General features: G+C 66.7%; 22 protein-coding genes and 1 riboswitch. Of the genes, 6 read left to right on the top strand and 16 right to left on the bottom strand.

Annotated elements, in window-relative coordinates:
* Positions 1-118 precede the first annotated feature (118 nt).
* The 4 genes from ACZ9AQ_RS13080 to ACZ9AQ_RS13065 form a co-directional block, all read right to left on the bottom strand.
* Positions 119-463 carry a hypothetical protein gene (locus ACZ9AQ_RS13080; RefSeq protein WP_429205116.1) on the bottom strand — a complete coding sequence of 115 codons (345 nt, stop codon included), beginning with the start codon at positions 461-463 and terminating at the stop codon, positions 119-121.
* Entirely contained in the window at positions 460-1,122 is a 663-nt protein-coding gene (locus tag ACZ9AQ_RS13075; protein WP_429205117.1) for a thiol:disulfide interchange protein DsbA/DsbL, read from the bottom strand. The genes ACZ9AQ_RS13080 and ACZ9AQ_RS13075 overlap by 4 nt, the downstream gene beginning before the upstream one ends.
* A 148-nt stretch (positions 1,123-1,270) precedes the next feature.
* A complete protein-coding gene (locus ACZ9AQ_RS13070; RefSeq protein WP_429205118.1) occupies positions 1,271-2,146 on the bottom strand; it encodes a cobalamin-binding protein in 876 nt (291 codons plus the stop codon).
* Between the two features lie 4 nt (positions 2,147-2,150).
* Positions 2,151-4,139 carry a TonB-dependent receptor family protein gene (locus ACZ9AQ_RS13065; RefSeq protein WP_429205120.1) on the bottom strand — a complete coding sequence of 663 codons (1,989 nt, stop codon included), beginning with the start codon at positions 4,137-4,139 and terminating at the stop codon, positions 2,151-2,153.
* A gap of 68 nt (positions 4,140-4,207) precedes the next feature.
* A riboswitch (cobalamin riboswitch) is annotated at positions 4,208-4,447 on the bottom strand.
* An 87-nt stretch (positions 4,448-4,534) separates the two neighbouring features.
* On the opposite strand from ACZ9AQ_RS13065, the gene ACZ9AQ_RS13060 reads away from it, so the two are divergent.
* Complete coding sequence (locus tag ACZ9AQ_RS13060) at positions 4,535-5,362, top strand: DODA-type extradiol aromatic ring-opening family dioxygenase (protein WP_429205121.1); 828 nt, start codon at positions 4,535-4,537, stop codon at positions 5,360-5,362.
* Between the two features lie 150 nt (positions 5,363-5,512).
* On the opposite strand, the gene ylqF is transcribed toward ACZ9AQ_RS13060, so the two are convergent.
* The 4 genes from ylqF to ACZ9AQ_RS13040 all read right to left on the bottom strand — a co-directional run bounded on the left by ylqF (position 5,513) and on the right by ACZ9AQ_RS13040 (position 9,891).
* A complete protein-coding gene (ylqF, locus tag ACZ9AQ_RS13055) occupies positions 5,513-6,460 on the bottom strand; it encodes a ribosome biogenesis GTPase YlqF (RefSeq protein WP_429205123.1) in 948 nt (315 codons plus the stop codon).
* Between the two features lie 297 nt (positions 6,461-6,757).
* The gene (locus tag ACZ9AQ_RS13050; RefSeq protein ID WP_429205124.1) at positions 6,758-7,963 is read right to left on the bottom strand and encodes a hypothetical protein; all 1,206 of its coding nucleotides are present in this window, start codon (positions 7,961-7,963) and stop codon (positions 6,758-6,760) included.
* A 9-nt stretch (positions 7,964-7,972) separates the two neighbouring features.
* On the bottom strand, positions 7,973-8,872 hold the full coding sequence (locus tag ACZ9AQ_RS13045; protein ID WP_429205125.1) for a hypothetical protein: 900 nt from the start codon (positions 8,870-8,872) through the stop codon (positions 7,973-7,975).
* Between the two features lie 86 nt (positions 8,873-8,958).
* Positions 8,959-9,891: a histone deacetylase family protein gene (locus tag ACZ9AQ_RS13040; RefSeq protein ID WP_429205126.1), complete on the bottom strand. Its 933-nt coding sequence runs from the start codon at positions 9,889-9,891 to the stop codon at positions 8,959-8,961.
* 207 nt (positions 9,892-10,098) lie between these two features.
* Between ACZ9AQ_RS13040 and ACZ9AQ_RS13035 the strand changes: the two genes are divergently transcribed.
* The 5 genes from ACZ9AQ_RS13035 to ACZ9AQ_RS13015 all read left to right on the top strand — a co-directional run bounded on the left by ACZ9AQ_RS13035 (position 10,099) and on the right by ACZ9AQ_RS13015 (position 15,925).
* Positions 10,099-11,019 (top strand): AAA family ATPase, encoded by a 921-nt coding sequence (locus ACZ9AQ_RS13035; RefSeq protein ID WP_429205127.1) that lies wholly within the window; start codon positions 10,099-10,101, stop codon positions 11,017-11,019.
* Positions 11,019-12,062 carry a DUF58 domain-containing protein gene (locus tag ACZ9AQ_RS13030; RefSeq protein WP_429205128.1) on the top strand — a complete coding sequence of 348 codons (1,044 nt, stop codon included), beginning with the start codon at positions 11,019-11,021 and terminating at the stop codon, positions 12,060-12,062. Before ACZ9AQ_RS13035 ends, ACZ9AQ_RS13030 begins: the two co-directional genes overlap by 1 nt.
* On the top strand, positions 12,059-14,053 hold the full coding sequence (locus tag ACZ9AQ_RS13025) for a transglutaminase TgpA family protein (protein WP_429205129.1): 1,995 nt from the start codon (positions 12,059-12,061) through the stop codon (positions 14,051-14,053). The genes ACZ9AQ_RS13030 and ACZ9AQ_RS13025 overlap by 4 nt, the downstream gene beginning before the upstream one ends.
* On the top strand, positions 14,050-15,135 hold the full coding sequence (gene mltB, locus ACZ9AQ_RS13020; protein ID WP_429205131.1) for a lytic murein transglycosylase B: 1,086 nt from the start codon (positions 14,050-14,052) through the stop codon (positions 15,133-15,135). The genes ACZ9AQ_RS13025 and mltB overlap by 4 nt, the downstream gene beginning before the upstream one ends.
* A 451-nt stretch (positions 15,136-15,586) precedes the next feature.
* Positions 15,587-15,925: a hypothetical protein gene (locus ACZ9AQ_RS13015; RefSeq protein WP_005669009.1), complete on the top strand. Its 339-nt coding sequence runs from the start codon at positions 15,587-15,589 to the stop codon at positions 15,923-15,925.
* 231 nt (positions 15,926-16,156) lie between these two features.
* Here ACZ9AQ_RS13015 and cysM read toward each other — a convergent pair whose 3' ends face one another.
* The 8 genes from cysM to rpsA form a co-directional block, all read right to left on the bottom strand.
* Entirely contained in the window at positions 16,157-17,059 is a 903-nt protein-coding gene (gene cysM / locus ACZ9AQ_RS13010; protein WP_429205133.1) for a cysteine synthase CysM, read from the bottom strand.
* A gap of 176 nt (positions 17,060-17,235) precedes the next feature.
* Positions 17,236-18,609, bottom strand: coding sequence for a M20/M25/M40 family metallo-hydrolase (locus ACZ9AQ_RS13005; RefSeq protein WP_429205134.1), 1,374 nt, complete (start codon positions 18,607-18,609; stop codon positions 17,236-17,238).
* Between the two features lie 102 nt (positions 18,610-18,711).
* Entirely contained in the window at positions 18,712-19,065 is a 354-nt protein-coding gene (locus ACZ9AQ_RS13000; RefSeq protein ID WP_429205135.1) for a ComEA family DNA-binding protein, read from the bottom strand.
* Between the two features lie 119 nt (positions 19,066-19,184).
* Entirely contained in the window at positions 19,185-20,159 is a 975-nt protein-coding gene (gene rfaE1 / locus ACZ9AQ_RS12995) for a D-glycero-beta-D-manno-heptose-7-phosphate kinase (protein WP_429205136.1), read from the bottom strand.
* Positions 20,160-20,164: 5 nt separating this feature from the next.
* Entirely contained in the window at positions 20,165-21,340 is a 1,176-nt protein-coding gene (gene lapB, locus ACZ9AQ_RS12990; RefSeq protein WP_429205138.1) for a lipopolysaccharide assembly protein LapB, read from the bottom strand.
* A 22-nt stretch (positions 21,341-21,362) separates the two neighbouring features.
* Positions 21,363-21,677 (bottom strand): LapA family protein, encoded by a 315-nt coding sequence (locus ACZ9AQ_RS12985; protein WP_429205139.1) that lies wholly within the window; start codon positions 21,675-21,677, stop codon positions 21,363-21,365.
* Between the two features lie 155 nt (positions 21,678-21,832).
* On the bottom strand, positions 21,833-22,138 hold the full coding sequence (locus ACZ9AQ_RS12980; protein WP_005668997.1) for an integration host factor subunit beta: 306 nt from the start codon (positions 22,136-22,138) through the stop codon (positions 21,833-21,835).
* 28 nt (positions 22,139-22,166) lie between these two features.
* Complete coding sequence (gene rpsA / locus ACZ9AQ_RS12975; protein WP_476108128.1) at positions 22,167-23,870, bottom strand: 30S ribosomal protein S1; 1,704 nt, start codon at positions 23,868-23,870, stop codon at positions 22,167-22,169.
* Positions 23,871-24,198: the final 328 nt, after the last annotated feature.

Below are 24,198 nucleotides of genomic sequence, written 5' to 3'. Positions count from 1 at the left end.
GGGCAGGCGCTGGCGCCGTGCGCGGGCACGGCGTGAAACCGGCCCCGGTGAAGCAGGAATCCAGCAGCGAGCAGGTTTAGGCAATTTCGACCAGCTTTGCGGAAGTCTGGAGGAACGGTTACTTCCTGGTATCGATCCGGCCGTCGTGATCGGGCCGGGCGCGCACATGGGTCACGCCGTACCAGAGATGCTCCCACCAATGATCGCGCGAGCGCACGGTCAGCAGGCACTTCTTGTCGAACCCCTCCTTGAACACCTGGTCAGGACAGAGATTCGATGCCATCGCATGGCGCTGGTTTTCGGCATTGACGAGCGCAATGCCGAACCAGATGGTGGTCAGGACAAAGACCAGCGCGAGCGACCACGCGATGTGATTCACGTTACTGGTCTCGAACAAGTTTTCCTCTTTGGGCCGGGACCCTTCGTACATCTTGAGGATCTCGCCTTCGACTTTCTCGGTCATTTTTCCTTGGCTGCCTTCGCCACCAGTGCGTCCAGGACCTGGCCGGTCGCGTTCATCAGCTGGCCCATGTCCTGGATCTTGTTGGATTGCGCCACCGTCGCCGGCGACACGACGTATTTGCCGTCGATGACGACGGTCGGGGTGCTGCTGGCCTTGTACGCTTCGGCGATCTGCGGCAGGCGCTTGAGCTTGGTCTGCACGCCGAACGAGTTCCACGCTTCCAGGAATTTCGCCTTGTCCAGGCCGTTCGCGGTGGCCCAGGCGATGATGTCGTCATCCTTCATCAGGCGCTTGCGCTCGACGTGCACGGCGCGGAACACGCGATGATGGTACTGCTCCAGCTTGCCCATGGCGTCGAGCGTCAGGAACAGGCGGGCTTCGGGATCGCTGGCGCCCTGGAACGGCAGCGGGATGCGGCGCATCACGATGTTGTCGCCCTGCTTCTTGACCCAGTTCACCAGGGTCGGCTCGAACGCGTTGCAGGCGCCGCAGTGGTAGGCGAAGAACTCGACCACTTCGACCTTCTTGCCCACGGTCTGGGTCGGCTGCGGGTTCGCGAGCACGGTGTATTCGGCGCCAACGCGCGGATCGGTTGGCGAAGCATTGGCGAAACCGGCGACCAGGGCAGCGGCAACGAGGGCGAAACGCAGGGTGCGCATAAAATCCTTCCGAAAGAATGAACGAACGACCGCGAGATTACCACTTTTTGTCAATTCCCTGTCCTGGGAGCGCAATTTTTTGCATTTGCTTACGCCTGAAACAGCCGTGTGGTGATTGTCAATCCATGCCGGCGGCGTCGTCAAGTCGTCAAGGGCGGCGCCCGCGCGCCTGTTCGAGCAGCGCGCAGATACGGGCGGCGCCCTCGGCCGTGCGCGGCCCCGCCCGGCTGGTCAGGTCGCCATCGATCTCGAACAGGTTGCCACGTTTGACCGCCGTCATGCCCTTGTAGGGTTGCCAGATCTTCCAGCCGGGATTCGTGGGATCGTCGCGCTTGCCGACCAGGATGACTTCGGGATCGGCTTCGATCACCGCCTCGACGCCAACCTCGGGCGCGATCGTCTTTTGCGCGCCGAACAGGTTGCGGCCGCCGCACAGGCGCAGGATGTCGCTGGCGACATGGTCGTCGTTGAGGGTGTACAGCGGACGGTCCCACACCTGGTAGAACACACCGACCGGCGGCCGCCCGGCGTAGCGCGTCCTGAGCGCCGCGATGCGCGCCCCGTAGTCGTGCGCCGCGCGCCGGGCCGCGGGCTCGGTGCCGAGCAGCCGGCCCAGGCGCAGCAGGTTGTCGCCGACCTGCTCCAGCCGGCTCGGCTCGCTGTAATAGACGGGAATCCCCAGCCGCGCCAGCTGCTCGACCTGGCGCGTCGGGTTGCCGCTATGCCAGACCACCAGCAGGTCGGGCTTCAGCGCCAGCACGCGCTCGACGTCGATCCTGTCGTAGCTGCCGACCAGCGGCAGCTTGTTGGCCGCCGCGGGATAGTCGCTGTAGTTCACGGCGCCGACCACGCGCGCGCCGCCGCCGGCCGCGAACAGCAGCTCGGTGACGTGGGGCGCCATCGAGATCACCCGCTGGGCCGGCCGCGCCAGCGTGACCGTGCGCCCGGCGTCGTCGACGACGGCGATCGCCGCGAGCGCGTTGACTGACGTTGCGGCCAGCACGGCCGCCAGCGCGGACTTCATGGCTTCAGAAGTCGAAGCGCAGCGACAGTTTCAGCTGGCGGCCGTCGCTCGGATAGATGCCGGCGCGGCAGCTGTAGGCCTGGCTGTAGTACTGGCGGTCGGCCAGGTTCAGGCCCGACACCGCCACTTCCCACGGGCCGAAGCGGCGCGCATAGCGGGCGTCGATCGTGGTGAACGACGGCATGCGGGTGCTGCAGCCGTTGGTGAAGTCGTTGCCGTAGCGCTGGCTGTCGACCCAATGGGCGCCGATGTCGGCGCTCTGGCCGTCGCCCGGCGTCCAGGCCAGGCGCGCGGTGACGACATGCCTGGGCACCAGCACCATCTCGCGGCCGGCGTTGGGGCCGTCGCGGAACTCGGCCTGCACGTATTGCCACGCGCCGGTCAGGCGCCAGGCCTTGGCGAAGATCGCCTGCCCTTCCAGCTCCACGCCCTGGCGCCGGGTCGGATCCAGGTTGGTGTTGGCGCCGAAGCCGATGGTCGGGTCGAAGAAGATCTCGTCCGTCAGGCGGTGGCGGAACACGCGCGCCGTCGCCTTGCGTGCCTCAGTGCCGGCGCTGACGCCCAGTTCCAGGTCGCGCGAGGTTTGCGGCTCCAGCACGTCCAGGGTCGAACGGTAGGCGTTCTCGTCGATGTTGGCGATGCGGTAGCTGCGGCCGGCCTTGGCGAACACGGTCACGCGTGGCATCACGTCGATGCTGCCTTCCACGGTCCAGGCGTTGAGCGACTGCCTGCGGTGCTCGCCCACGACCGGCGGGAAGGCCAGCGGGTCGCTGTAGTCCTTCTCGAAGCGCTCGTGGCGAGCGCCGACCGCCAGGCGGGCGTTGTGCGGCGCGTTCCAACGCAGTTCGTCGCGCAGGTAAAACGCTGTCGCGTCCTGGCGCGCGGCGCCGGCCGAGAAATCGGCGCTGACGTCGCGCTCCCAGCGGATCAGGTCGATGCCGGTGACAAACTCGTTGCGCTTGCCGCCGAGGTCGACGGTGTGGCGCAGGCGCGGCGAGAACTGGGTCTGCTCGGATTCGTAGATCGATGCCGAGGTACCGAAGAAAGGGGACACATAGGTCGACGCAACCTCGCGCTCGCGGTGCGACAGCTCGGCCGCCAGCTCGAAGGCGCCGACACGGTGCTCGACGAACGCGGTCAGGCGATCGGTGTCGAGCGAGCCGAAATCATCCGGCGTATTGCTCTGGGTCGGAATGGCCAGGAACTGCGCTTCGGTCAGCGAACCCGGCAGGCGCGAGTCGGACCGCGCGCTCTCGAAACGCAGGCCGGCGCGGCCATTCGGCGCATAGGCGAACTGCACGCCGCCGCTGAAGCTGGTCTGCTCGTAGCGGTTGTTGTCGCGGTAGTTATCGGTGCGGCGGTCGCTTACTGCGGCGTCGAACGACCATGGGCCGGCGCCGTGGGTGACCGACGCGCGCAGGTCGCGGTGGTCGAAGCGGCCGGCTTCGACGAACAGCGAGCCCGAAGTGCCATCCTTGCCGGCGCCGCGGCGGGTGACTATGTTGATCACGCCGCCGGTGGCGCCGTCGCCGTACAGCACGCTGCTGCCGCCGCGCGTGATCTCGATGCGCTCGACCGTGTCCACGGGAATGGTCGACAGCACCGTGTGCGCCAGCTCGTTCTCGTTCAGGCGCACGCCGTCGACCAGCACCACCGTGTTCTGGGCGCTGTTGGTGCCGAAGCCGCGCAGGTCGAGGCCGAAGTCGGGCGAGCCGTCCAGGCTCTGGCGGCCGAACACGCCGCCGATCTTGCGGATCGCGGCATTGACGTCAAGGGCGCCGGCGCTGCGGATCTGCTCGGCGGTGATGACGCTGGCGCCGATCGGCGTGGCCTGGGCCGGAAAGCGCGGGCCGGTGATGAGGACCGAAGGGATCGTGTGCTGGGCGGTTTCCTGGACGCTGTCCTGTGCTGCGGCCTGGGTGGCGAGGGCGGACAGGGCGACAGCGCAAGCCAGTGCGAGTGGCGCGCGGCGCGGTGCGGCTGCAAAAATCATGATGAATGTGTTCTCGATAAAAGGCACCGGCCTGCTTCCCCGCAGCCCGGAGTCAACGGAAACGCATGGCGCTTCCACCTGCTTTGGCCGGTATCCGGGCTGGCAAGCATGGCGGCCTCACCTTCCTGCGCGGCATGCACAGTGGTTGTCGAGAATGCCTGCCGCGCTGCAAATGCAGGCGCGGCGCTTGTTGACCGTTGCGGGGGCAGCACACTTCCATGGCGGCGCGTGGCGCGGCCATGTCGTGTTTCCCGTTTAACTTCGCGCGCCTGGAAGCGCGCGAGAGCACCAAAACGGGGCGATTATACCTTGACAAGATGCAGCCTGACCGGCCGCCGGCAGCTTGCTGCGGGATCGGCTACCATCGTTGTTTTCATGCTTCAGAAGGAACGGCCATGGCGCGTTTACCCACCTATTTCGTTTCGCACGGCGGCGGCCCCTGGCCGTGGATGCGCGAGCAGTACGGTTCGGCCTATGACCAGCTGGCCGCCTCGCTGGCCGCGCTACGCGCCGAGGCCGAAGGAAAGGCCCACGACGCCGTGCGCGCGGTGCTGGTCGTGAGTTCGCACTGGGAGACGCCGCAGTTCATGGTGTCGTCCGGCACGGCGCCCGGCATGATCTACGACTACGGCGGGTTCCCGCCGCACACCTACCAGGTCAAGTATCCGGCCCCGGGCGAGCCGGCGCTGGCGCGGCGCGTGGCTGACCTGCTCGAGGCCGCGGGTCACCCGGCCGCGCTGGACGCCGAACGCGGCTTCGACCATGGCACGTTCTCGATGCTGTACCCGGTCTATCCGGAAGCGCGCATGCCGGTGGTGCAGTTGTCGATCCGGCGCGACCTGGATCCGGCCGCGCACCTGGCGGCGGGCCGCGCGCTGGCGCCGCTGCGCGACGAGGGAATCCTGATCATCGGCAGCGGGCTGTCGTACCACAACCTGCGCCAGTTCGGGCCGAACGGGCGGGAGGCGTCACGCGCCTTCGATGGCTGGTTGCAGCACGCGCTGCTCGAACTCGATCCTGCCCAACGCGAACAGGCCATGCTGCGCTGGGAGGCGGCGCCGATGGCACGGGCGGCGCACCCGCGCGAGGAACACCTGATCCCGCTGATGGTGGCGCTGGGGGCGGCCGAACAGGAGGCGGCGGCCTGCGTCTATCATGAAGACGCGTTCATGGGGAATTTGACGGTGTCGAGTTTCAGGTTCGGGGCGGCGCCGCAGGCTTGAACAATTTGCTGCGGCTCCAGCACGTCGTACCCGCGGAGGCTGGTATCCAAGTACTGTCGGCGCCGTCGAAACGCTAGCAAACTTAGGTACCCGCCTTCGCGGGTACGACGGGTTTGGGCCAACGATGAAAACCGCGGCCCTGGGGCGGCCTTAGGTCCCGCGCTTGCCGCGCGCCGCTTCGTCGGCCTTTGCGGCCGCCTTCTCGGCCGCGATGCGGGCCTTCTCGGCCACCTCGGCCTGATGCTGGGCCAGGCTGGCCGCGCGCGACTCGGGCGTCTCGAGGCTGATGCGGCCCAGCGCACCCTGGCGGTAATCCTGCAAGAGCGTATGCGCCGCCTTTTCGTAATCAAAATCGCCGCCGCGCACGCGGAAACCACGGCGCTGGGCCACGCCTTCGATCACGGCCACGCCGTCCATGCCCTCGGTCTTGAAGCCGTAGCGCGCCGTGAGTAGTTGCGGATAGCGCTGCAGCAGCAGGTCGCCCAGGTATTCGGCCACTTCTTCCTCGACCAGCGCATTGGTGCCGATCGCGTGGCTGGCGGCCAGCATCAGGCCGTCGCTGGCCATGGCGATCTTTGGCCACAGCATGCCGGGGGTGTCGACCAGCACCACGTTCTTGTTCAGGTACAGGCGCTGCTGGGTCTTGGTCACGGCCGGCTCGTCGCCCACCTTGGCCACGCGCTTTTTCAATAGCGCGTTCATCAGCGTCGATTTGCCGACGTTCGGGATGCCCATGATCATGATGCGCAGCGGCTTGGTCGGCACGCCGCGGTGCGGCGCCAGCGACAGGGCCAGGTCCGGGATGCGGGCGACATCGGCCGGCTTCTTGGTCGTCATCGGATAGGCGGTCACGCCTTCCTGGGCATCGTAATAGGCTTTCCAGGCGGCAGTCGCGTTCGGGTCGGCCAGGTCGATCTTGTTCAATATCTTCAGGCAAGGGCGCTGACGAAACTTGCGCAGCTCTTCCACCAGCGGGTTGCAGCTCGCCTCGGGCAGGCGCGCATCGAGGACCTCGATCACCAGATCGATGTTTTCCATCTGCTCGGCCGCTTCCCGCTTGGCCGCGTTCATGTGGCCAGGGAACCATTGAATAGACATACTATTGCTCTCTTAATCTTTCGTCCAAGGCGCTATTTTACGCTGTGCGTCGACATAAACGGTGACACAACCGGTGCGGCGCCGCCACAACGCCGCTTTCCATCGCGCCCGCCGTTGAGCTAATGCAACACGGATGACCTATTCCACGCGCACACTGCCCTCTTGCCTGAACACGACGGAGACGGACATGCGTACACGGGAAAAACTGAAGCGGTCGCCGGCACGCTGGTATGGCGTGCTGATGCTGTGCGGCGCCATCATGGTGTCGGCGCTGGTCGAGCGCTTGCCCCTGCTTCCCTACTGATCCGTCCGGCCCTGCGCATCCGCTCTGCAGTCGGCCGGCGGCAGCGGCGCCTGCGGATCGACGCGCGCCAGCCGCGCCCTGGCCGCGGCGCGGTCCTTCGCATACTCGGCCAGGTAGCGGCTGCGCTCCTCGCTCTGCCACTCGGTATCCGGCACGCCGTCCAGCGAACGGGTGCGGCTGGCAAAGACCTTTCCCTCCAGGCGCGGCAACAGCAGGCGGTCGGGGTCAAGATTCTCGCGCAGCAGATAGCCTTCGACGTCGCGCAGCAGCAGCGGCAGGCGCGGCGCGCCGTCGTGCAGCAGCTTGCCGTGCACCCTGAGCAGCACCTGCTGCGCGCCCTGCCCCAGCACCTCGTTGAAGGTGGCCAGCGCGAATGGCCGGCCGTCCGCATCGTCGACGCGGCCCGTGACCACGTAGCGCCCGGGCAGGCGCACGTCCAGCGGCAGCGCGAACTGCAGCGCGCCGCCGTCGATCGCCTCGCGCGGCGCGGCGCTCCAGCTGGCCGGCGACTGCGGCGAGTAGATGACGTCGAACAGCACGAAGCCTTCGCGGCCGCCGGCCTGGTAGCGCACCTCGAGCCGGATGGTGCCGTGAAAGCCGGCCAGCGCCGTCTGCGCCGGCGCGAATGTCCCGCTCCAGGCGCCGCCCTCGTCGGCGAACGGCACGGCGACCCGCGGCGCCGCACGGCTCTGCCCATAGGTCATGCCCTGGGCCAGCGCGCGGGTGACGACCAGCGGCAGCGGCTGGCCGCCCGCGTCCAGCGCGCGCAGCGAGAAGCGGCCCTCTTCGCCGGCCGCCAGGTAGACCCGCGACTGCGCGCTCTGCAGCTGGATCTCGGGATGGCTGTCGCCGCCCTCGGCCCGCATCGGATTGGTCTCGAGCAGCGGCTGGTTGGGGTACAGCTGGTCGGGATGGTGGCCGGCCGGCCGCGACTCGTGCGGATAGCGCGAATGCGCCAGGTAGCTGCAATAGGTGTGGTCGGTCAGGCGCACCTGCTCGACCAGCTGGCGCCGGCGCGCGGCCTGCTCTGCCTGCGGGGGCGCGGCCGGCGGCGCGGCGATGGACGGGGCGGACGGCGTGGCCGGCGCGGACGGCGCCGCGTCGGACCCCGCCTCGCCGCGGTCCACCAGGACCATCAGCCCCAGGCCGATGCAGGCCGCCACGCCCGCCGCGGCCGGCCAGCGCCAACGCCGCTCCATGCCGGCCCCCTAGTTGGCGGTATTGACCATGGCCTCGCGCACGACCCCGATGATGCCCTCCCAGTTGCCGTCGCCATAGTGGTCGACGCTTTCGCGGTCGTCGCGGAAGGCCACCGAGTGCCAGCTCCACTTGACGCTGCCGCCCTGGTTCGGTTCGGTGCCATAGCGCAGGTCGTCGCAGAACCAGTCGCCCGGATTGCAGAGCGAGCGCCCGGAATTGCCGGCCGCGCCGCCGCTGCTGTGGTAGGCCACGACCTCGTCGTCCTGGCCCGGCAGCAGGAACGAGTACAGGGTGCCGCGCGCGCCGGCGTAGCGGTAGAACCAGATGTTGCGGGTGTCGTTGTGGTTGTACATCGCGCGCGCCGTGCCGGTGCGCAGGTCTTGCACCAGCGGCTCGGAGGTGGTCCAGGCGCCGGCATTGGCAATCTCGGAGCCGCCCGCGGCGCCCGACGCCACCCTGACCCACTTGATGTTCCAGCCGCCCTGCACGCCGCCCGCGTCGCCGCAGACGCCGGCCGCATTCGGCGTGGCGTTCTTGATGCCGCGCGTGGTGCCGCCGAAGTTGGCCAGGGTGTACCCCAGCAGCAGCTCGCCCGCGCTGTAGGCCGCGATATAGCACCAGTTCTGGCCGGTGCAGAAGCAGTCGAGCGCGTCGCGCACGCGCACGCTCTGCGACGAGATGCTGCTGTAGCCGTCCCAGTTGACGGCCTTCTTGTTGACGCCGGCAGGTGTGGTGTCCGGCCCCCAGTAGCGGAAGTCGGCGTAATTGCCGGGCGTGCCGCCGCTGGTGCGGCCGTTGATCCAGAGGGTGTAATTGGCGGCATGCGCGCCCGCGACCTCGGCCAATCCCGCAGCCGCCAGCAGGCAGAGCGCACACAGGGTGTGCTTCTTGTTCGTCTTGTTGTTCACGGTGGACTCCTCCAAGCCCGGCATGCGCCGGTCATGGGTTAGTGCGTGAAATGCGCCGCTGAGTTCCGTGAAGCGGCGCCGACACCTTATTCGAGGTCGGCCATCACCTTCAGGTGCGCCACCACGCTGCGCCCCAGCGCCGACAGGTCGTAGCCGCCTTCCAGGCAACTCACCACGCGCCCGCCGGCGTGTTCCTTGGCCACCGCCATGATCTGGCGCGTGATCCAGGCATAGTCGGCTTCCACCAGGCCCATGCCGCCCATGTCGTCGTCGCGGTGGCCGTCGAAGCCGGCCGAGATGAAGATCATCTGCGGCTTGAAGGCGTGCAGCGCCGGCAGCCAGTGCTCCTGCACCAGCGCGCGCACCGCGTCGCCGGCGCAGTGCGCGGGCACCGGCAGGTTGACGCGGTTGGCCGTGACCGGTTCGACCTCGCTGTAGGGATAGAAGGGATGCTGGAAGAAGCTGGCCATCAGCACGCGCGGCTCGTCGCGGAAGGCGTCGGCGGTGCCGTTGCCGTGGTGGACGTCGAAGTCGACGATGGCCACGCGGTCCAATCCGTGGGCCTCGAGCGCGTGCCGCGCCGCGATCGCGACATTGTTGAACAGGCAAAACCCCATCGGCTCGGTCGGCGTGGCATGGTGGCCGGGCGGGCGCACCGAGCAGAAGGCGTTCGAGACGCTGCCCTTGATGACGTCGTCGGTGGCGGCCACCGCGGCGCCGGCCGCGCGCAGTGCCGCCCGGTAGCTGTAATGACAGAGCGAGGTGTCTCCGTCGAGCGGGTAATAGTCGCCGGGCGTGGCCGGCACGTGGTCGCGCACCAGCGCCAGCGCCCCTGGCGTATGGTTGCGCAGCACCTGCTCGAGCTCGGCGAGCGGCGCGCTGCGCTGCTCGATCAGTCCGTCCAGCCGGGCCAGGATCAGCTGGTCGTCGATCGCCTGCAGGCGGGCCGGGGATTCGGGGTGCCAGTTGCCCATTTCATGCTGCAGGCAGTCCGGGTGGCTGTAAATCGCTGTACTCATGGTGCTCTCGTCTCCGACTATGCTCATCCATTCACACCCTGCGCCGCCGTTCTCGCATAGAATCCTCTGGAACGGCTGGCGGTCGCCAGGGCATGAAGCTTGCCAATGGCGCTAATCTACCACGGCAAGCCGCGGCCCCGCTCGGCCGGCGCCATGGGCGCCCACCGAACGGCGCATCGACCGCATCGACCAACCCACGGAAAATCCATGTTCAATCAACTGCACGCCGCCGCACGCCAGGTCAACCAAGTCGTGGTCGGCAAGGAGCAGCAGGTGCGCCTGGCCCTGACCTGCCTGCTGGCCGGCGGCCACCTGCTGCTGGACGACCTGCCGGGCGTGGGCAAGACCACCCTGGCGCATGCGCTGGCGATCTCGCTCGGCCTGCGCTTCAACCGGGTCCAGTTCACCAGCGACCTGTTGCCGGCCGACGTGGCCGGCATTTCAGTCTACGAGCGCGACAAGAGCGAGTTCGTGTTCCATCCGGGCCCGATCTTTACCCAGGTGCTGCTGGCCGACGAGATCAACCGCGCCACGCCCAAGACCCAGTCCGGCCTGCTCGAGGCGATGGAAGAACGCCAGGTGTCGGCCGACGGCGTCACGCGGCCGCTGCCCGAGCCGTTCTTCGTGATCGCGACCCAGAACCCGGCCAACCAGGTCGGCGTGTTCCCGCTGCCCGAATCGCAGCTCGACCGCTTCCTGATGTGCCTGAGCCTGGGCTACCCGGACGCCGCCGCCGAGCGCGCGCTGTTGATGGGAGAAGACCGGCGCAGCATGCTGAAAACACTCCAGCCGGCCATGCTGCCCGAGGAGCTGGCGCAGGCCCGGCGCCAGCTGCGCGAGATCCACGCGTCAAGCAACCTGGTCACCTATGTGCAGGCGCTGGCCCATGCGTCGCGCCAGAATGGCCTGTTCGCCGAAGGCCTGTCGCCGCGCGCCGCGATCGCCCTGCTGCAGGCCGGGCGCGCCTGGGCCGCGCTGGAAGGCCGCGACCACGTGATCCCGGAAGACATCCAGGCCGTGCTGGTGCCGGTCTGCGCGCACCGCCTGCGGCCCCTGCGCGCCGCCCACGGCACCGCGCTGGCCAGCCGCGACCTGGTGCTGCAGTTGCAGAAGGCGGTGCCGGTCTGATGGCGCAGGCGCTGCAGAAGGCCGGGGGGCTGCGCGCCCGGCTGCGCCGCGCGACCGGCGCCTGGCTGCCGCGCGCCGGCAGGCTGGACGCCGGCGAGGTGGTGCTCAGGCAGCGCCGCGTGTTCATCGTGCCGAGCCGGGCCGGCCTGGGTTTCGCCGTGCTGCTGGCGGTGCTGCTGATCGGCTCGGTCAATTACGCGCTGGGCCTGGGCTTCGCCCTGACCTTTCTCGCGCTGTCGTGCGCGCTGGTCGACATGGTCGCCACCTACCGCAACCTGGCGCACCTGGCCCTGCAGCAGGGCCGGATCGCGCCCGTGTTCGCCGGCCAGGAAGCCCAGTTCGAGCTGCAGGTCTTCAACCGCACGCGCCTGGCGCGCTACGCCGTGCGGGCCGACTTTGCCGACGCCGCCAATGTCGACGATATGCGCCACGTGGCCGACATCGCGCCCGGCGCCCACGCGATCCTGGCCCTGTCGGTGCCGACCCTGCGGCGCGGCTGGCTGGCGCCGGCCCGGGTCAGGCTGTCGACGCGCTTTCCGCTCGGCCTGTTCACCGCCTGGAGCTACTGGCGCCCGGCCGCGCGCGCCCTGGTCTATCCGCGCCCCGAGGACGGCGCGCCAAGCCTGCCGCTGGGCGGGGGCAGCGGCAGCAGCCTGCGCGCCGCCGGCCACGACGATTTCGCCGGCGTGCGCAACTACCAGGCGGGCGACTCGCCGCGCCAGCTGGCATGGCGCCAGATCGCCCGGCTCGATCCGCAATTCGGCGGCGCCTTGGTGTCGAAGCATTTCGAGGGTGGCGGTGGCGACGAGCTGGTGCTCGACTTCGACGCCCTGCCCGCCACGCTCGACCTCGAGCTGCGCCTGTCGCGCCTGACGCGCTGGGTGCTGGAGGCGGAAAGCCGCGCCCTGCCCTATGCCTTCCGCCTCGGCGCGCTGCGCTTGCCCGCCGCCCTGGGCGCTGCGCACCAGGCGGCCTGCCTGCGCGCGCTGGCGCTCCATGGGATGAACGAGGGGCTCGCGCACGACAACGGGGGCGCGCCATGAAGCTGTTCGCCACCCCGCTCACCCGCGACAAGGCCGACACCCTGCTGCTGCTGGGCAGCGCGGTGCTGGTGCTGGCGCCGCATACCCTGCACCTGCCGCTGTGGGTCTCGCTGCTGTGCGGCGCCACCCTGGCCTGGCGCGCCGCGATCACCCTGCGCGGCAAGCGCATGCCGCCGGCCCTGGTGCTGCTGCCGGTGGCGGTGGCCGCGATGGCCGGCGTGCAGTTCAGCTACGAGACCCTGCTCGGAAAAGATGCCGGGGTGGCGATGCTGGTCCTGCTGGTCGCCTTCAAGATGCTCGAGATGCATGCGCGGCGCGACCTGTTCGTCGTGATCTTCCTGTGCTTCTTCCTGGTGCTGACCAATTTCTTCTATTCGCAGGGCATCGGCACCGCCCTGCTGACGGTGGCCTCGGTGCTGCTCCTGCTGGCCACGCAGCTGTCTTTCCAGTTCGCAGACAGGGTGCCGCCGCTGCGCACCCGCCTGGCGATGGCCGGCCGCATGCTGGCCTTCGCCCTGCCGATCGCGGTCGTGCTGTTCGTGGTCTTCCCGCGCATCCACGGCCCGCTGTGGACCATGCCGGGCGATGGCGGCGGCGGTTCGCGCTCCGGCCTGTCCGACACGATGGCGCCGGGCCAGATGTCGAACCTGGCCTTGTCCGAGGAGACGGCCTTCCGCGTGCGCTTCCTGACGCCGCCCCCGGCGCAGAACCAGCTCTACTGGCGCGGCCCGGTGCTCGATTTCTTCGACGGCCTGACCTGGTCGCGCGGCGCCAGCCAGGCCTCCGGCCGCGACCTGCACCTGGCGGTGCGCGGCGACGCGGTCGACTACGAGGTGACGCTGGAACCCTCGCAGTCGCGCTGGGTGTTTACGCTGGAGATGCCGGGCGAGCTGCCGCAGGTGGCGGGCCACGGACTACGCCTCTCGCCGCAGTTCGAGCTGACGGCGAACGACGTGCTCTCGACCCGGGTGCGCTATCGCGCCAGCTCGCATCTGCAATTCGCGTTGCAGGGCGGGCCGGCCCTGGACGACGCCGGGCGCTGGCTGCTGCTGCCGTATGGCTTCAACCCGCGCGCGCTGGCCGCCGGGCGCGCGCTGCGCCGGCTTCCCGATCCGGCGCAACGGGTCGAAGCCGTGCTGGCGCAGTTCCGCGAGCAACCGTTCGAATACACGCTGGCGCCGCCGCTGCTGGGCCGGCATACGGTCGACGAATTCCTGTACGCCACCCGCTCCGGCTTTTGCGAACACTATTCGGGGGCCTTCGTGTTCCTGATGCGCGCGGCCGGCGTGCCGGCGCGGGTGGTGACCGGCTACCAGGGCGGCGAGATCAATCCGCTCGACGGCTTCATGACGGTGCGCCAGTCCGATGCCCATGCCTGGGCCGAGGTCTGGATCGCGGGGATCGGCTGGCAGCGGATCGACCCGACCGCGGCGGTGGCGCCCGAGCGCGTGCGGCGCGGCCTGGACGCCTCGGTGCCGCGCCCGGCCCCGTTCGGCATCGAGGCGCTGCGCGGCATGAATCCGTTCCAGGGCGGCGCCAATGCCTGGCTGGCCCAGCTGCGCAACGCCGTCGGCGCCGTCAACAATGGCTGGAACCAGTGGGTGCTCAACTATACGCCGGAGCGCCAGCGCGACGTCGTGCGCGACTTGCAGCGATCACTGTCCGGCTGGCCTTTTATCGCTCTGCTAACGTCCATTGCCCTCGGCATCGCCTTGCTGGTCTTTTTGCGCCGCCGCCGGGAAATCCACCCGGTCGATGCTCTATACTCGACCCTGTGCAAGCGTCTCGGCCAGCTGGGCCTGGCGCGCGCGCACGACGAAGGACCGAGCGCCTACGCGGCGCGGGTCGCCGGCGACAGCCGGCTGGCGCCCCACGCGCGCGCGGCGGCGCAGGAATTCCTGCACCGTTACAGCGCCTGGCGCTACGCGCCCCCGTCCACCGATCCCCGGCTTACCGCCACCTTGAAACGCTTATTGTCGCAAGTCAGATGAAATCGATAGCAATCCTGTTTTCCGCGCTCGCGCTTGCCGCCGGCGCGCATGGCGATGCCCTCGCCGCCCCCCAGACCACCGCAACGCAAGCCGCCATCACGCTGGCGGCCGACCAGGACCCGGAACACGTGAACTTCGTCGAATGGTTGCCGGTGCGTGAGTTTATTGAAGAAATGGTTACGCACCACGGTTTCGAGCGCGAGGCGCTGCGCACCCTGTTCGGCCAGGTCCGTTTCATCGACCGCGCCGTGCAGCTGGTCAAGCCGGCGCCGCCGGGCAAGCCGAAAAACTGGCAAGCCTACAGCGCGCGCTTCATCGAGCCGATCCGCATCCGCGCCGGCGTGCGCTTCTGGAACGAGAACGCCGACGCGCTGGCGCGCGCCGAGGCGGCCTATGGCGTGCCGGCCGAGATCATCGTCGGCATCATCGGCATCGAGACCATTTATGGCCGCGATACCGGCACCTTCCGCGTGCTGGACAGCCTGACCACCCTCGCCTTCGCCTATCCGGAAGCGCCGAACCAGGCCGCGCGCAAGGCGTTCTTCCGCGAGGAGCTGGCCAATACCCTGGTGCTGGCGCGCGAGCGCGGCTACGAGCCTTTCTCGCTGCTGGGCTCGTTTGCCGGCGCGGTCGGGATGCCGCAGTTCATGCCCAGCAATATTCTCAAATACGGCGTCGACTTCGACAGCGACGGCCGGGTCGACCTGCGCGGTTCGGCGACCGATGCGATCGGCAGCGTGGCCAATTTCCTGGTCCAGCATGGCTGGAATGCCGAGCACCGCGGCCCCACCGTGTACGCGGCCGACGTCTCGCCGACGCGCGCCTGGGAAGGCTTGCTCGGGCGCGGCCTGAGCGCCACCCTGCGCCCGGCGGAACTGCGCGAGGCGGGCGTGGTGACGGGAACGACGCTGCCGGGCGACCGCCTGTATGGGCTGATCGACCTGCAGAACGGCGCCGAGGCAACGGAATACTGGGTGGCTAACGATAACTTCTATGCCATTACCAAATACAATCGTAGTTATTTCTATGCCATGTCGGTTGTCGACCTGGGACGCGCGGTCAAGGCGGCACGGCCCGGCTGAGTCTTTCCGAACGGGAAACTTTGTAATCTTTTGTAACAGGTTTCCCGCTTTCTTCTTCCGTTGTGCGTAGGCATTCTCCTACATACCCCCAGGGGTATCCGCCGCCAACATTGTTGTGTCGGTTACAAAAATGGCATGCGTGGCAACATACCCCCCTGTTTCTTTCCAATTCGTCAGCAAATATCGTACCGTGCGGCATCAAGTGCTGGATGCCCGTACACTAATAATTAAATAAAAAACAATATATTTCTGCGGTGACTTTGTGAGAGAATTGCATTGCGGCTATTGTTGCATTGAGACAACGACATCCGAGGTGAGAGAACAATTCCGACTTGCTCATGAGTATCGGAATAAAAATAGTTGTACAATTGAATAGAAAATTACGAAATTAAACTTCCGGAATCGAACGCCGCCAGCGACTCCGTTTCAACCCCAGATAGGAATTTGAATCATGACTAACCAAGTCGGCATTGATATGAACAGCGATTCGGAAGGCGACGAGCTGCTCCAGTACAACCCGAACCGCCTTCTCGACACCCTGATCGAGAACCTGCGCCTGAAGAACGACGCAGCCCTGTCGCGCGCCCTCGAAGTCGCCCCGCCGGTGATCTCGAAGATCCGCCACCACCGCCTTCCGGTCGGCGCTTCGCTGCTGATCCGCATGCACGAAGTGAGCGACCTGTCGATCCGCGACCTGCGCTACCTGATGGGCGACCGCCGTGCGAAGTTCCGCATCAGCGACAAGCAGTTCAAGCCGAAGGAAGGCGCGGTTCCGGCAGCGAAGGACTGAGAAGCCGCACGGCGCCGCCAGGCGCCCGGGTTTCTCGCTGCAGGGAACAGGCGGCGCCTTGCGCGCCGCCGGATCAGTAGTGCGTACGCCCGCGCGGGCGTACGAGCCGCCGCATTGGCGGACGACCGGTTATCGTCGGCGACACGCCCGTCGAACGGTCTATGCAGTCCCAGCGACTGATACAACGAGGCCGCCTGTGACCCAGGCGGCCTTTTTCATTGCGCGGCGCCGTCAGGCGGGAAAGACGCCGGTCGACAGGTAGCGGTCGCCGCGGTCGCACACCACGAACACGATGGTCGCGTTTTCCACGGTCTGGGCGATGCGCAGCGCCACTTCGCAGGCGCCGGCGGCCGAGATGCCGCAGAAGATGCCCTCCTCGGCCGCCAGCCGACGCGCCATCTGTTCGGCCGAGGCCTGGTTCACGCTCTCGACCTGGTCGACGCGCGCCGCCTCGAAGATCTTCGGCAGGTAGGCTTCGGGCCATTTGCGGATACCCGGGATCGACGAGCCTTCTTCGGGCTGGGCGCCGATGATGCGGACGGCCTCGTTCTGTTCCTTCAGGTAGCGCGACACGCCCATGATGGTGCCGGTGGTGCCCATGGCGCTGACGAAGTGCGTGATGCGGCCTTCGGTGTCGCGCCAGATTTCGGGACCGGTGGTCTCGTAGTGCGCGCGCGGATTGTCGAAGTTGGCGAACTGGTCGAGGATGATGCCCTGGCCGCCCTGGCGCATCTGCTCGGCCATGTCGCGCGCGTATTCCATGCCGCCCGACTTCGGCGTCAGGATGATTTGCGCGCCATACGCGGCCATGCTCTGGCGGCGCTCGACCGACAGGTTGTCGGGCATCAGGAGGATCATCTTGTAGCCGAGGATCGCGGCCGCCATCGCCAGCGCGATGCCGGTATTGCCGCTGGTGGCTTCGATCAGCGTGTCGCCCGGCTTGATCTGGCCGCGCTGCTCCGCGCCGCGCAGCATCGACATGGCGGCGCGGTCCTTCACCGAGCCGGCCGGGTTATTGCCTTCCAGCTTGCCCAGGATGATGTTGTTGCGGGCCGCGATGTCGGCGCCAGGCAGGCGCTGCAGCTGCACGAGCGGCGTATTGCCGATCGTGGCTTCGATGGTCTTGTAAGCCATTGCTTTCTCTATTCCTTGCGAAACCAAAGTGTCATTTTAATCCGAGAAGCAATACGACGTCGGGAGCGGCTCCGCTCCCGCGCCGCATGATCTGGCTGCCAACCCTAGCGGCACCGCTCCCGTGCCGAATGATCTGGCTGCCAACCATCACCGCGTCGGCGGCGTAGCCGCCAACCCTACCGCAGCGGCAAGGGATAAGTGGCCGGGCTGACGTTGCCGTCCTTGTCGACCGCCTGCACGCCGAAGAACACATTGTCCTTCGACAGGTCGACTGTCGCCTCGGTGACGTTGCCGACCCACTTCGAACCTTCCCAGGCCGCAGCGGTGGTGTCGCGCCACACGAGGCGGTAGCCGGCCAGGTCGGGTTCAGGACTGGCCTTCCACACCAGGGTCGAATCGTTGGTCAGACCCGCGGTGCGCAGCCTGACCTCCTGCGGCGCGCCCGGCGCCAGCGCCAGCGACGCCATGGCGGCGCCATTGACGCGGGTCACGTTGGCGACATAACGGAAGTCGACGTGCTCGAGCGTGTCGCCATACGCCTTGCCGTTCTCGGTGCGCAGGTCCTGGTGCTGGTGGTCGAAGTTCTCGGCCGGTTCGGTAAAGCGCAGCGCGGCGTAGCCCTGCTCCAGGAACGGCATGTGGTCGCCGCCGCGCAGGTAGCGGTCGTGGCGCTGGATGACGCTGACCTTGAAGCCCTTCACGTAGCGCTCGCCCTGCTCCTTGGTGTGGCGCGCGAGCTGGCGCGAGATCGAATCGTTCTCGCCGCCGGTAGCCACCAGCTGGCGCACGGCCTCGCTCATTTCCTTGGTCGCCGGGATGCTCTGGGCGAACAGGCGCACCGACTTGTCGTCGACCTTGCCGTCGTCGCCGCGCGAGCTGCCGATGATGTCGTTGGTGAACATGCCGGCCACGTTCCAGCCCTTTTCGCGCGCCTGGGTCGCCCAGTGGCGCGCACCGATCAGGCCCTGCTCCTCGGCCGCGACGGCCATGAACACGAGCGTGGCATCGAACTTGTACTTGGCCATCACGCACGCCAGTTCCATGATGGCGGCGGTGCCCGAGGCGTCGTCGTTGGCGCCCGGCGCGTCCGACGTGAAGTCCATCACGTCCGAGGCGCGCGAATCGTAGTGGCCGCTGACCACATACAGGCGGTCCTTCGAGGCGGCCTGCGTGCCCGGCAGGGTCGCGACCACGTTGACGATCTCGGTCGGTTTCGAGATGCGGCTTGACACCGGCGCCATGTGGCTGTCGAAGGCCACCTGCAGCGGCGTGCCGGCGCCGCAGCGCTCGAGCTCGGCCTTGATCCAGCGCCGCGCGGCGCCAATGCCGCGCGTCTCGGATGCGGTTTCCGACATCGTGTGGCGGGTGCCGAAGCTGACCAGCTTGCGGATATGGCTTTCGATGCGCTGTTGCGAAATTTCGCCCAGGATCTTGTTGATTTGCGCTTGCTGGGCGGTGATGTTCGGCTGGGCCGGGGTGGCGGCACAGGCGCCGGCCGAAGCGGCCAGCAGGGCCGCCAGCAAGGCGGTGGAAACACGGGCGTGAGGCATGGTGTCCTTTTCTGGTATGGATGTGCAAGCTGTAACAGTTGAGCTTGCACATCTTGCCACGCGCCCGCGCGGATGTCAGTCAATACATGGCGTCGAGCGGTATTACGTCGTGGCTATGGCAGCCGCCTTGGCGTCGGCGCTCTGGCTCGGCTTGGCGTCGTTCGCGGCAGGCTTGGGCGCGGCGCCGTCCTTGCCCTTGCCGTTGACCACCAGGCCGGCCTCGGACAGCTTGGCCGCCTTCTTGTCGCCCAGGCCCTTGACGCGTCCCTGCAGGTCGGCCCAGTCCTTGAATTCGCCCTTGGCGCGTTCGTCCAGGATGGCCTTGGACATGCTCGGCCCCACGCCCTTCACGCCATCGAGCGCCACGGCGTCGGCCTTGTTGACGTCCACCTGGGCGAAGGCCAGGCCGGTCGAGACGACCAGCGCGGCGACCGCGAGCATCAGATTCTTGATCATTGCATGTTCTCCGTAAGTTGGATACGCCCGACGGCGGCGCCGCCGGCGTTCACTTAGACGGATGACCCCGGCTATCGTTGGGGTCAGCGGACTGAGCGCGATCAAGTCAGGCGCGGTTTCTAGCCGAACAGCTCCTCGCGGGTCACGGTCGCCGTGCCCAGCTTGCCGACCACGATGCCGCCGGCGCGGTTGGCCGTCACAAGGGCCTCGGCCAGCGGCGCCCCGGCGCCGAGCATGGTGGCCAGGGTGGCGATCACGGTGTCGCCCGCGCCCGAGACGTCGAACACCTCGCGCGCGTCGGCGTGCACGTGCAGCACCTCGTCCTTCGTGAACAGGCTCATGCCCTCTTCGGAGCGGGTCAGCAGCAGTGCGTCCAGGCTCAGCTCTTCGCGCAGCTTCTGCGCTTTCTCGAGCAATTGTTCTTCGGTTTTCCAGCCACCCACCACGCGCTGCAGCTCGGAGCGGTTCGGGGTCAGGATGCTCGCGCCGCGATACGGCGTGAAGTCGTCGCCCTTCGGATCGACCAGCACGATCTTGCCGGCGGCGCGGGCCAGCGCGATCATCTCGGCCACATTGACCAGGGCGCCCTTGTTGTAGTCGGACAGGAGGATCACGTCGTAGTCGGGCAGCAGCGCCTTGAACTGACTGAGCTTGTCGCGCAGCACGTTCTCGGTCGGCGCATCCTCGAAGTCGATGCGCACCATCTGCTGCTGGCGGCCGATTACGCGCAGCTTGATGATGGTCGAGATCGCCTCGTCACGCTTCAGGTAGCTGTGAATGCCGCCATCCTGCAGCAATTGCTCCATCTGGTCGCCCGCCTCGTCGGCGCCGGCCACGCCCAGGAGGCCCGTGTGGGCGCCGAGGGCGGCGGCGTTGCGCGCCACGTTGGCGGCGCCGCCCAGGCGCTCCTCGCGCTTCTCGATGCGCACCACCGGCACCGGGGCCTCGGGAGAGATCCGGGAAACGTCGCCGAACCAGTAGCGGTCAAGCATGACGTCGCCCACCACCAGCAGGCGCACGGTAGACAGTTGCGGGGCCGCCTGCCGGCGGAAGTCGTCGGCCGCCAGCAGGCGGCTCGGGGTCGGGTTGTCCATGGTGCTCAGTTCATGACGTTCAGTTCTTCGGTGCGGCGCGGCGGGTAGGAATCCCAGCGGTTGCACCCCGGGCAGTGCCAGTAGAACTGGCGCGCCTTGAAGCCGCAGTGGCTGCACTGGTAGCGCGCCAGCTTCTGGGTATAGCGCTGCACCAGGTTCTTGACCATCGACAGCTCTTCCCAGATATTCGCCGGCGCATCCATCAGCCGCGCTTCCAGCAGTTTATCCAGGCCCAGCAGGGTTGGATTGCGGCGCAGCTCCTCGACCACCAGTTCCTTGGCCGCCTGCACGCCATCGAGCTCGATGACGGCCTTGAACACGACTTCGATCAGGTCGATCGACGACGCCTCGGCCAGGTAGGACTTGAGCAGGTTGACGCCTTCCTGCGGGCGGCCCACCTTGCGGTAGCCGTCCATCAGGCGGGCGGCCACCAGGGCCACGTGCGGCACGCTCTGCTGCTCGACGCGGCGCCAGGTCTTGAGCGCCTCTTCGACGTCGCCCTGGGCCAGCTGCGCGTCGCCGCGCAGGATGGTGGCGCGCACGCTGTGGCGGTCGGCTTCCAGGGCCTTGTCGAGCAATTGCATGGCGTCGCTCGGCGCCGTGTGCACCAGCGCGTCCTGGGCCAGTTCGCAATAGAACTGGGCAATTTCCTTCTGGCGCGATCCGGCGCCCGACTCCTGCAGGCCTTCGGCCGCCACGATGGCGCGCCGCCATTCCTTCTCGCGCTGGTAGATCTCGAGCAGCGAGCGGCGCGCCTTGACCGCATACGAGGTGTCGACCAGCTGGTGGAAGGTTTCCTCGGCCCGGTCCAGCAGGCCGGCCTTCAGGTAGTCGATCCCGAGCTCGTACTGCGCATGCGCCTTGTCCTCGGGCGGCAGGTCGGGCCGCGCCAGCAGGTTCTGGTGCACCCGGATCGCGCGCTCGGTTTCGCCGCGGCGGCGGAACAGGTTACCGAGGGCAAAATGCATGTCGGCCGATTCGGGGTCGAGCTTGACGATCTCGATGAAGGAATCGATGGCTTTATCCGGCTGGTCGTTCAGCAGGTGGTTGAGGCCCTTGAAATAGCCGCGCGGCAAAGTACGCGATTCGGAGACCAGCTCGTTGATGTCGACCCGGGCGGCAAGCCAGCCGAGGCCAAAAAAGAATGGGATGCCAAGCAGCATCCAGAGTTCAAATTCCATGGATTTCTTGTTTTGTTATTGTTCAGGGCCGGGGCGCCGGCGGGGTCACGCTGTCCGGCGCCGGCGGCGCGGTGCCGGTGCCGGCGGCGCTTTGCAGGGACTGGATGGTGATCTTGTGCAGCCACTTCTCGCGGCGCTGGCGGAACACGGTCGGGGTCAGCGCCAGGATGCCGAGGGCGGCGCCGGCAACGAAAAAGGCCAGCAGCATGAGCACCAGCGGGCCGCGCAATTCGTATTGCAGGAAGAAGTGCAGGTCGACTTCCTGGGTGTTCTTCAGGGCAAAGCCGAAGAAGAGGATGAACAGGACGATACCGACGATGGTCGAGACGAATTTCATCAGCAGGTTCCGCTGGAGAATGGTGTGAGGGCGAAGTGTCGCATACTCGTCATGATATTTCAAAATGACACCGGGCGTTGGCTTGGCGGCGACTGGCGGCAGGCGAAAAAAAACGGCACCCTCGCGGATGCCGTTTTTCGGGACTGCCCGACGACTCAATCGTTGATGATCGGCTGCCCGACCATCGCATCCACCCGCTCGCGCAACTGCTTGCCCGGCTTGAAGTGCGGCACCCGCTTTTCAGGCACCATCACCTTGTCGCCGGACTTCGGATTGCGTCCGATGCGCGGGGGGCGGCTGTTGAGCGAGAAGCTGCCGAAACCACGGATCTCGATGCGCTGCCCGGTCGCCAGGGCGTTGGTCATCGCATCGAGGATGGTCTTGACAGCGAACTCCGCATCCTTCGCCACCAGCTGGGAATAACGCTCAGCCAGACGGTTGATCAGCTCGGATTTGGTCATCTGCCGCTCCAGTCAGGGGTTAGCCTGATTAGTTTTTGTTGTCGAACTTGGCTTTGAGCAGCGCGCCCAGGCTGGTGGTGCCCGTAGCTGCGCTGTTGTCGTTGGCCAGTTTGCTCATTGCTTCTTGGGTGTCAACATTGTCTTTTGCCTTGATCGACAGCTGGATGCTGCGAGCCTTGCGATCGATGTTGATGACCAGGGCTTCGACGCTGTCGCCCACTTTCAGGTGGGTGCCGGCATCTTCCACGCGGTCACGTGCGATTTCCGAAGCGCGCAGGTAGCCTTCGACTTCTTCACTCAGAGCGATGACGGCGCCTTTTGGCTCAACCGATTTCACGGTGCCGGTGACCAGGGTGCCCTTGTCGTTCAGCGAAGCGAAGTTGTTGAACGGGTCGCCTTCCAGCTGCTTCACGCCCAGCGAAACACGCTCGCGCTCGACGTCGATTGCCAGGACCACGGCTTCCAGCTCGTCGCCCTTCTTGAAGCGACGCACGGCTTCTTCGCCGGCTTCGGTCCAGGACAGGTCCGACAGGTGGACCAGGCCATCGATGTTGCCTGGCAGGCCGATGAAGACGCCGAAGTCGGTGATCGACTTGATCGAACCCTTGACCTTGTCGCCCTTCTTGTGGGTCATGCCGAAGTCGTCCCATGGGTTCGCCTTGCACTGCTTCATGCCCAGCGAGATACGGCGACGCTCTTCGTCGATTTCCAGGACCATGACTTCCACTTCGTCGCCCAGCTGGACAACCTTGTTTGGCGCCACGTTCTTGTTGGTCCAGTCCATTTCCGACACGTGGACCAGGCCTTCGATGCCTTGTTCCACTTCGACGAACGCGCCGTAGTCGGTCAGGTTGGTGACTTTACCGAACAGGCGGGTGCCTTGTGGGTAACGACGCGACAGACCGGTCCATGGATCGTCGCCCAGTTGCTTGACGCCCAGCGAAACGCGGTTCTTTTCCTGATCGTACTTGAGGACCTTGGCGGTGATCTCTTGGCCAACCGACAGGACTTCCGACGGGTGACGCACACGACGCCATGCCAGGTCGGTGATGTGCAGCAGGCCGTCGATGCCGCCCAGGTCGACGAACGCACCGTAGTCGGTGATGTTCTTGACGACGCCGGTGACCACGGTGCCTTCTTTCAGGGTTTCCATCAGCTTCTGGCGCTCTTCGCCCATCGATGCTTCGATGACGGCGCGGCGCGACAGCACGACGTTGTTACGCTTGCGGTCCAGCTTGATGACCTTGAATTCGAGGGTCTTGCCTTCGAATGGGGTGGTGTCCTTGACTGGACGGGTGTCAACCAGCGAACCCGGCAGGAAGGCGCGGATGCCATTGGTCAGGACGGTCAGGCCGCCTTTGACTTTACCGTTGACGGTACCGGTGACGATTTCGCCCGATTCCATCGCTTTTTCCAGTGCCAGCCACGACGCCAGGCGCTTGGCCTTGTCGCGCGACAGGATGGTGTCGCCGAAGCCGTTTTCCAGCGACTCGATAGCCACGGAAACGAAATCGCCGATCTGAACTTCCAGTTCGCCCTGGTCGTTCTTGAATTCTTCAACCGGGATGAACGCTTCCGACTTCAGGCCGGCGTTGACGATCACGAAGTTGTGATCCAGGCGCACGACTTCAGCCGAAATGACTTCGCCCGAACGCATGTCTTGGCGTTGCAGCGATTCCTCGAAGAGGGCTGCGAAGCTTTCCATACCGGTATCTTGAGTTGCAGTAGACATAAAAGGAGTGATATTTCATGTTAACCAGCAGGCCGACAATATGCGGACTGAACTGGGTTAGGGTTAAAACACGCCTGCAACATAAAAGCGCGTTGCAGACACCAAAGGACGGCGGCCCTGGCCGACGACACCGTTAAACGGCGCCACCAGCCCAAAGACCGTCGCCCCCCGCGAAGGCTGGAACCCAAGTTTACTTGCCTACCACGGCGATGACTCGAGCCAACGGTATGCATCGAACTGTGATTCCCGCCTGCGCGGGAATGACGTTTTGATGCCAACGGCTTACGCCGAAAGCATCGATACGCCATTCAAAGTCTTTAAAAAACTC

The organism is Massilia sp. UYP34, assembly GCF_056279385.1.
Note: the sequence above shows the minus strand (reverse complement) of the source record. Positions and strands in the feature narration are given on the sequence as shown.

Excerpts from the sequence above, each read along its gene's own strand:
- rpsA (WP_476108128.1), bottom strand. The coding sequence starts at position 23,870 with ATGTCTACTGCAACTCAAGATACCGGTATGGAAAGCTTCGCAGCCCTC.
- ACZ9AQ_RS13070 (WP_429205118.1), bottom strand. The coding sequence starts at position 2,146 with ATGAAGTCCGCGCTGGCGGCCGTGCTGGCCGCAACGTCAGTCAACGCG.
- ACZ9AQ_RS12980 (WP_005668997.1), bottom strand. The coding sequence starts at position 22,138 with ATGACCAAATCCGAGCTGATCAACCGTCTGGCTGAGCGTTATTCCCAG.
- ACZ9AQ_RS13035 (WP_429205127.1), top strand. The coding sequence starts at position 10,099 with ATGTTCAATCAACTGCACGCCGCCGCACGCCAGGTCAACCAAGTCGTG.
- ylqF (WP_429205123.1), bottom strand. The coding sequence starts at position 6,460 with ATGTCTATTCAATGGTTCCCTGGCCACATGAACGCGGCCAAGCGGGAA.
- ACZ9AQ_RS13065 (WP_429205120.1), bottom strand. The coding sequence starts at position 4,139 with ATGATTTTTGCAGCCGCACCGCGCCGCGCGCCACTCGCACTGGCTTGC.
- ACZ9AQ_RS13060 (WP_429205121.1), top strand. The coding sequence starts at position 4,535 with ATGGCGCGTTTACCCACCTATTTCGTTTCGCACGGCGGCGGCCCCTGG.
- ACZ9AQ_RS13040 (WP_429205126.1), bottom strand. The coding sequence starts at position 9,891 with ATGAGTACAGCGATTTACAGCCACCCGGACTGCCTGCAGCATGAAATG.
- ACZ9AQ_RS12985 (WP_429205139.1), bottom strand. The coding sequence starts at position 21,677 with ATGAAATTCGTCTCGACCATCGTCGGTATCGTCCTGTTCATCCTCTTC.
- ACZ9AQ_RS13050 (WP_429205124.1), bottom strand. The coding sequence starts at position 7,963 with ATGGAGCGGCGTTGGCGCTGGCCGGCCGCGGCGGGCGTGGCGGCCTGC.
- ACZ9AQ_RS13005 (WP_429205134.1), bottom strand. The coding sequence starts at position 18,609 with ATGCCTCACGCCCGTGTTTCCACCGCCTTGCTGGCGGCCCTGCTGGCC.
- ACZ9AQ_RS13075 (WP_429205117.1), bottom strand. The coding sequence starts at position 1,122 with ATGCGCACCCTGCGTTTCGCCCTCGTTGCCGCTGCCCTGGTCGCCGGT.
- ACZ9AQ_RS13015 (WP_005669009.1), top strand. The coding sequence starts at position 15,587 with ATGACTAACCAAGTCGGCATTGATATGAACAGCGATTCGGAAGGCGAC.
- cysM (WP_429205133.1), bottom strand. The coding sequence starts at position 17,059 with ATGGCTTACAAGACCATCGAAGCCACGATCGGCAATACGCCGCTCGTG.
- ACZ9AQ_RS13030 (WP_429205128.1), top strand. The coding sequence starts at position 11,019 with ATGGCGCAGGCGCTGCAGAAGGCCGGGGGGCTGCGCGCCCGGCTGCGC.
- ACZ9AQ_RS13000 (WP_429205135.1), bottom strand. The coding sequence starts at position 19,065 with ATGATCAAGAATCTGATGCTCGCGGTCGCCGCGCTGGTCGTCTCGACC.
- lapB (WP_429205138.1), bottom strand. The coding sequence starts at position 21,340 with ATGGAATTTGAACTCTGGATGCTGCTTGGCATCCCATTCTTTTTTGGC.
- mltB (WP_429205131.1), top strand. The coding sequence starts at position 14,050 with ATGAAATCGATAGCAATCCTGTTTTCCGCGCTCGCGCTTGCCGCCGGC.
- ACZ9AQ_RS13080 (WP_429205116.1), bottom strand. The coding sequence starts at position 463 with ATGACCGAGAAAGTCGAAGGCGAGATCCTCAAGATGTACGAAGGGTCC.
- ACZ9AQ_RS13025 (WP_429205129.1), top strand. The coding sequence starts at position 12,059 with ATGAAGCTGTTCGCCACCCCGCTCACCCGCGACAAGGCCGACACCCTG.
- rfaE1 (WP_429205136.1), bottom strand. The coding sequence starts at position 20,159 with ATGGACAACCCGACCCCGAGCCGCCTGCTGGCGGCCGACGACTTCCGC.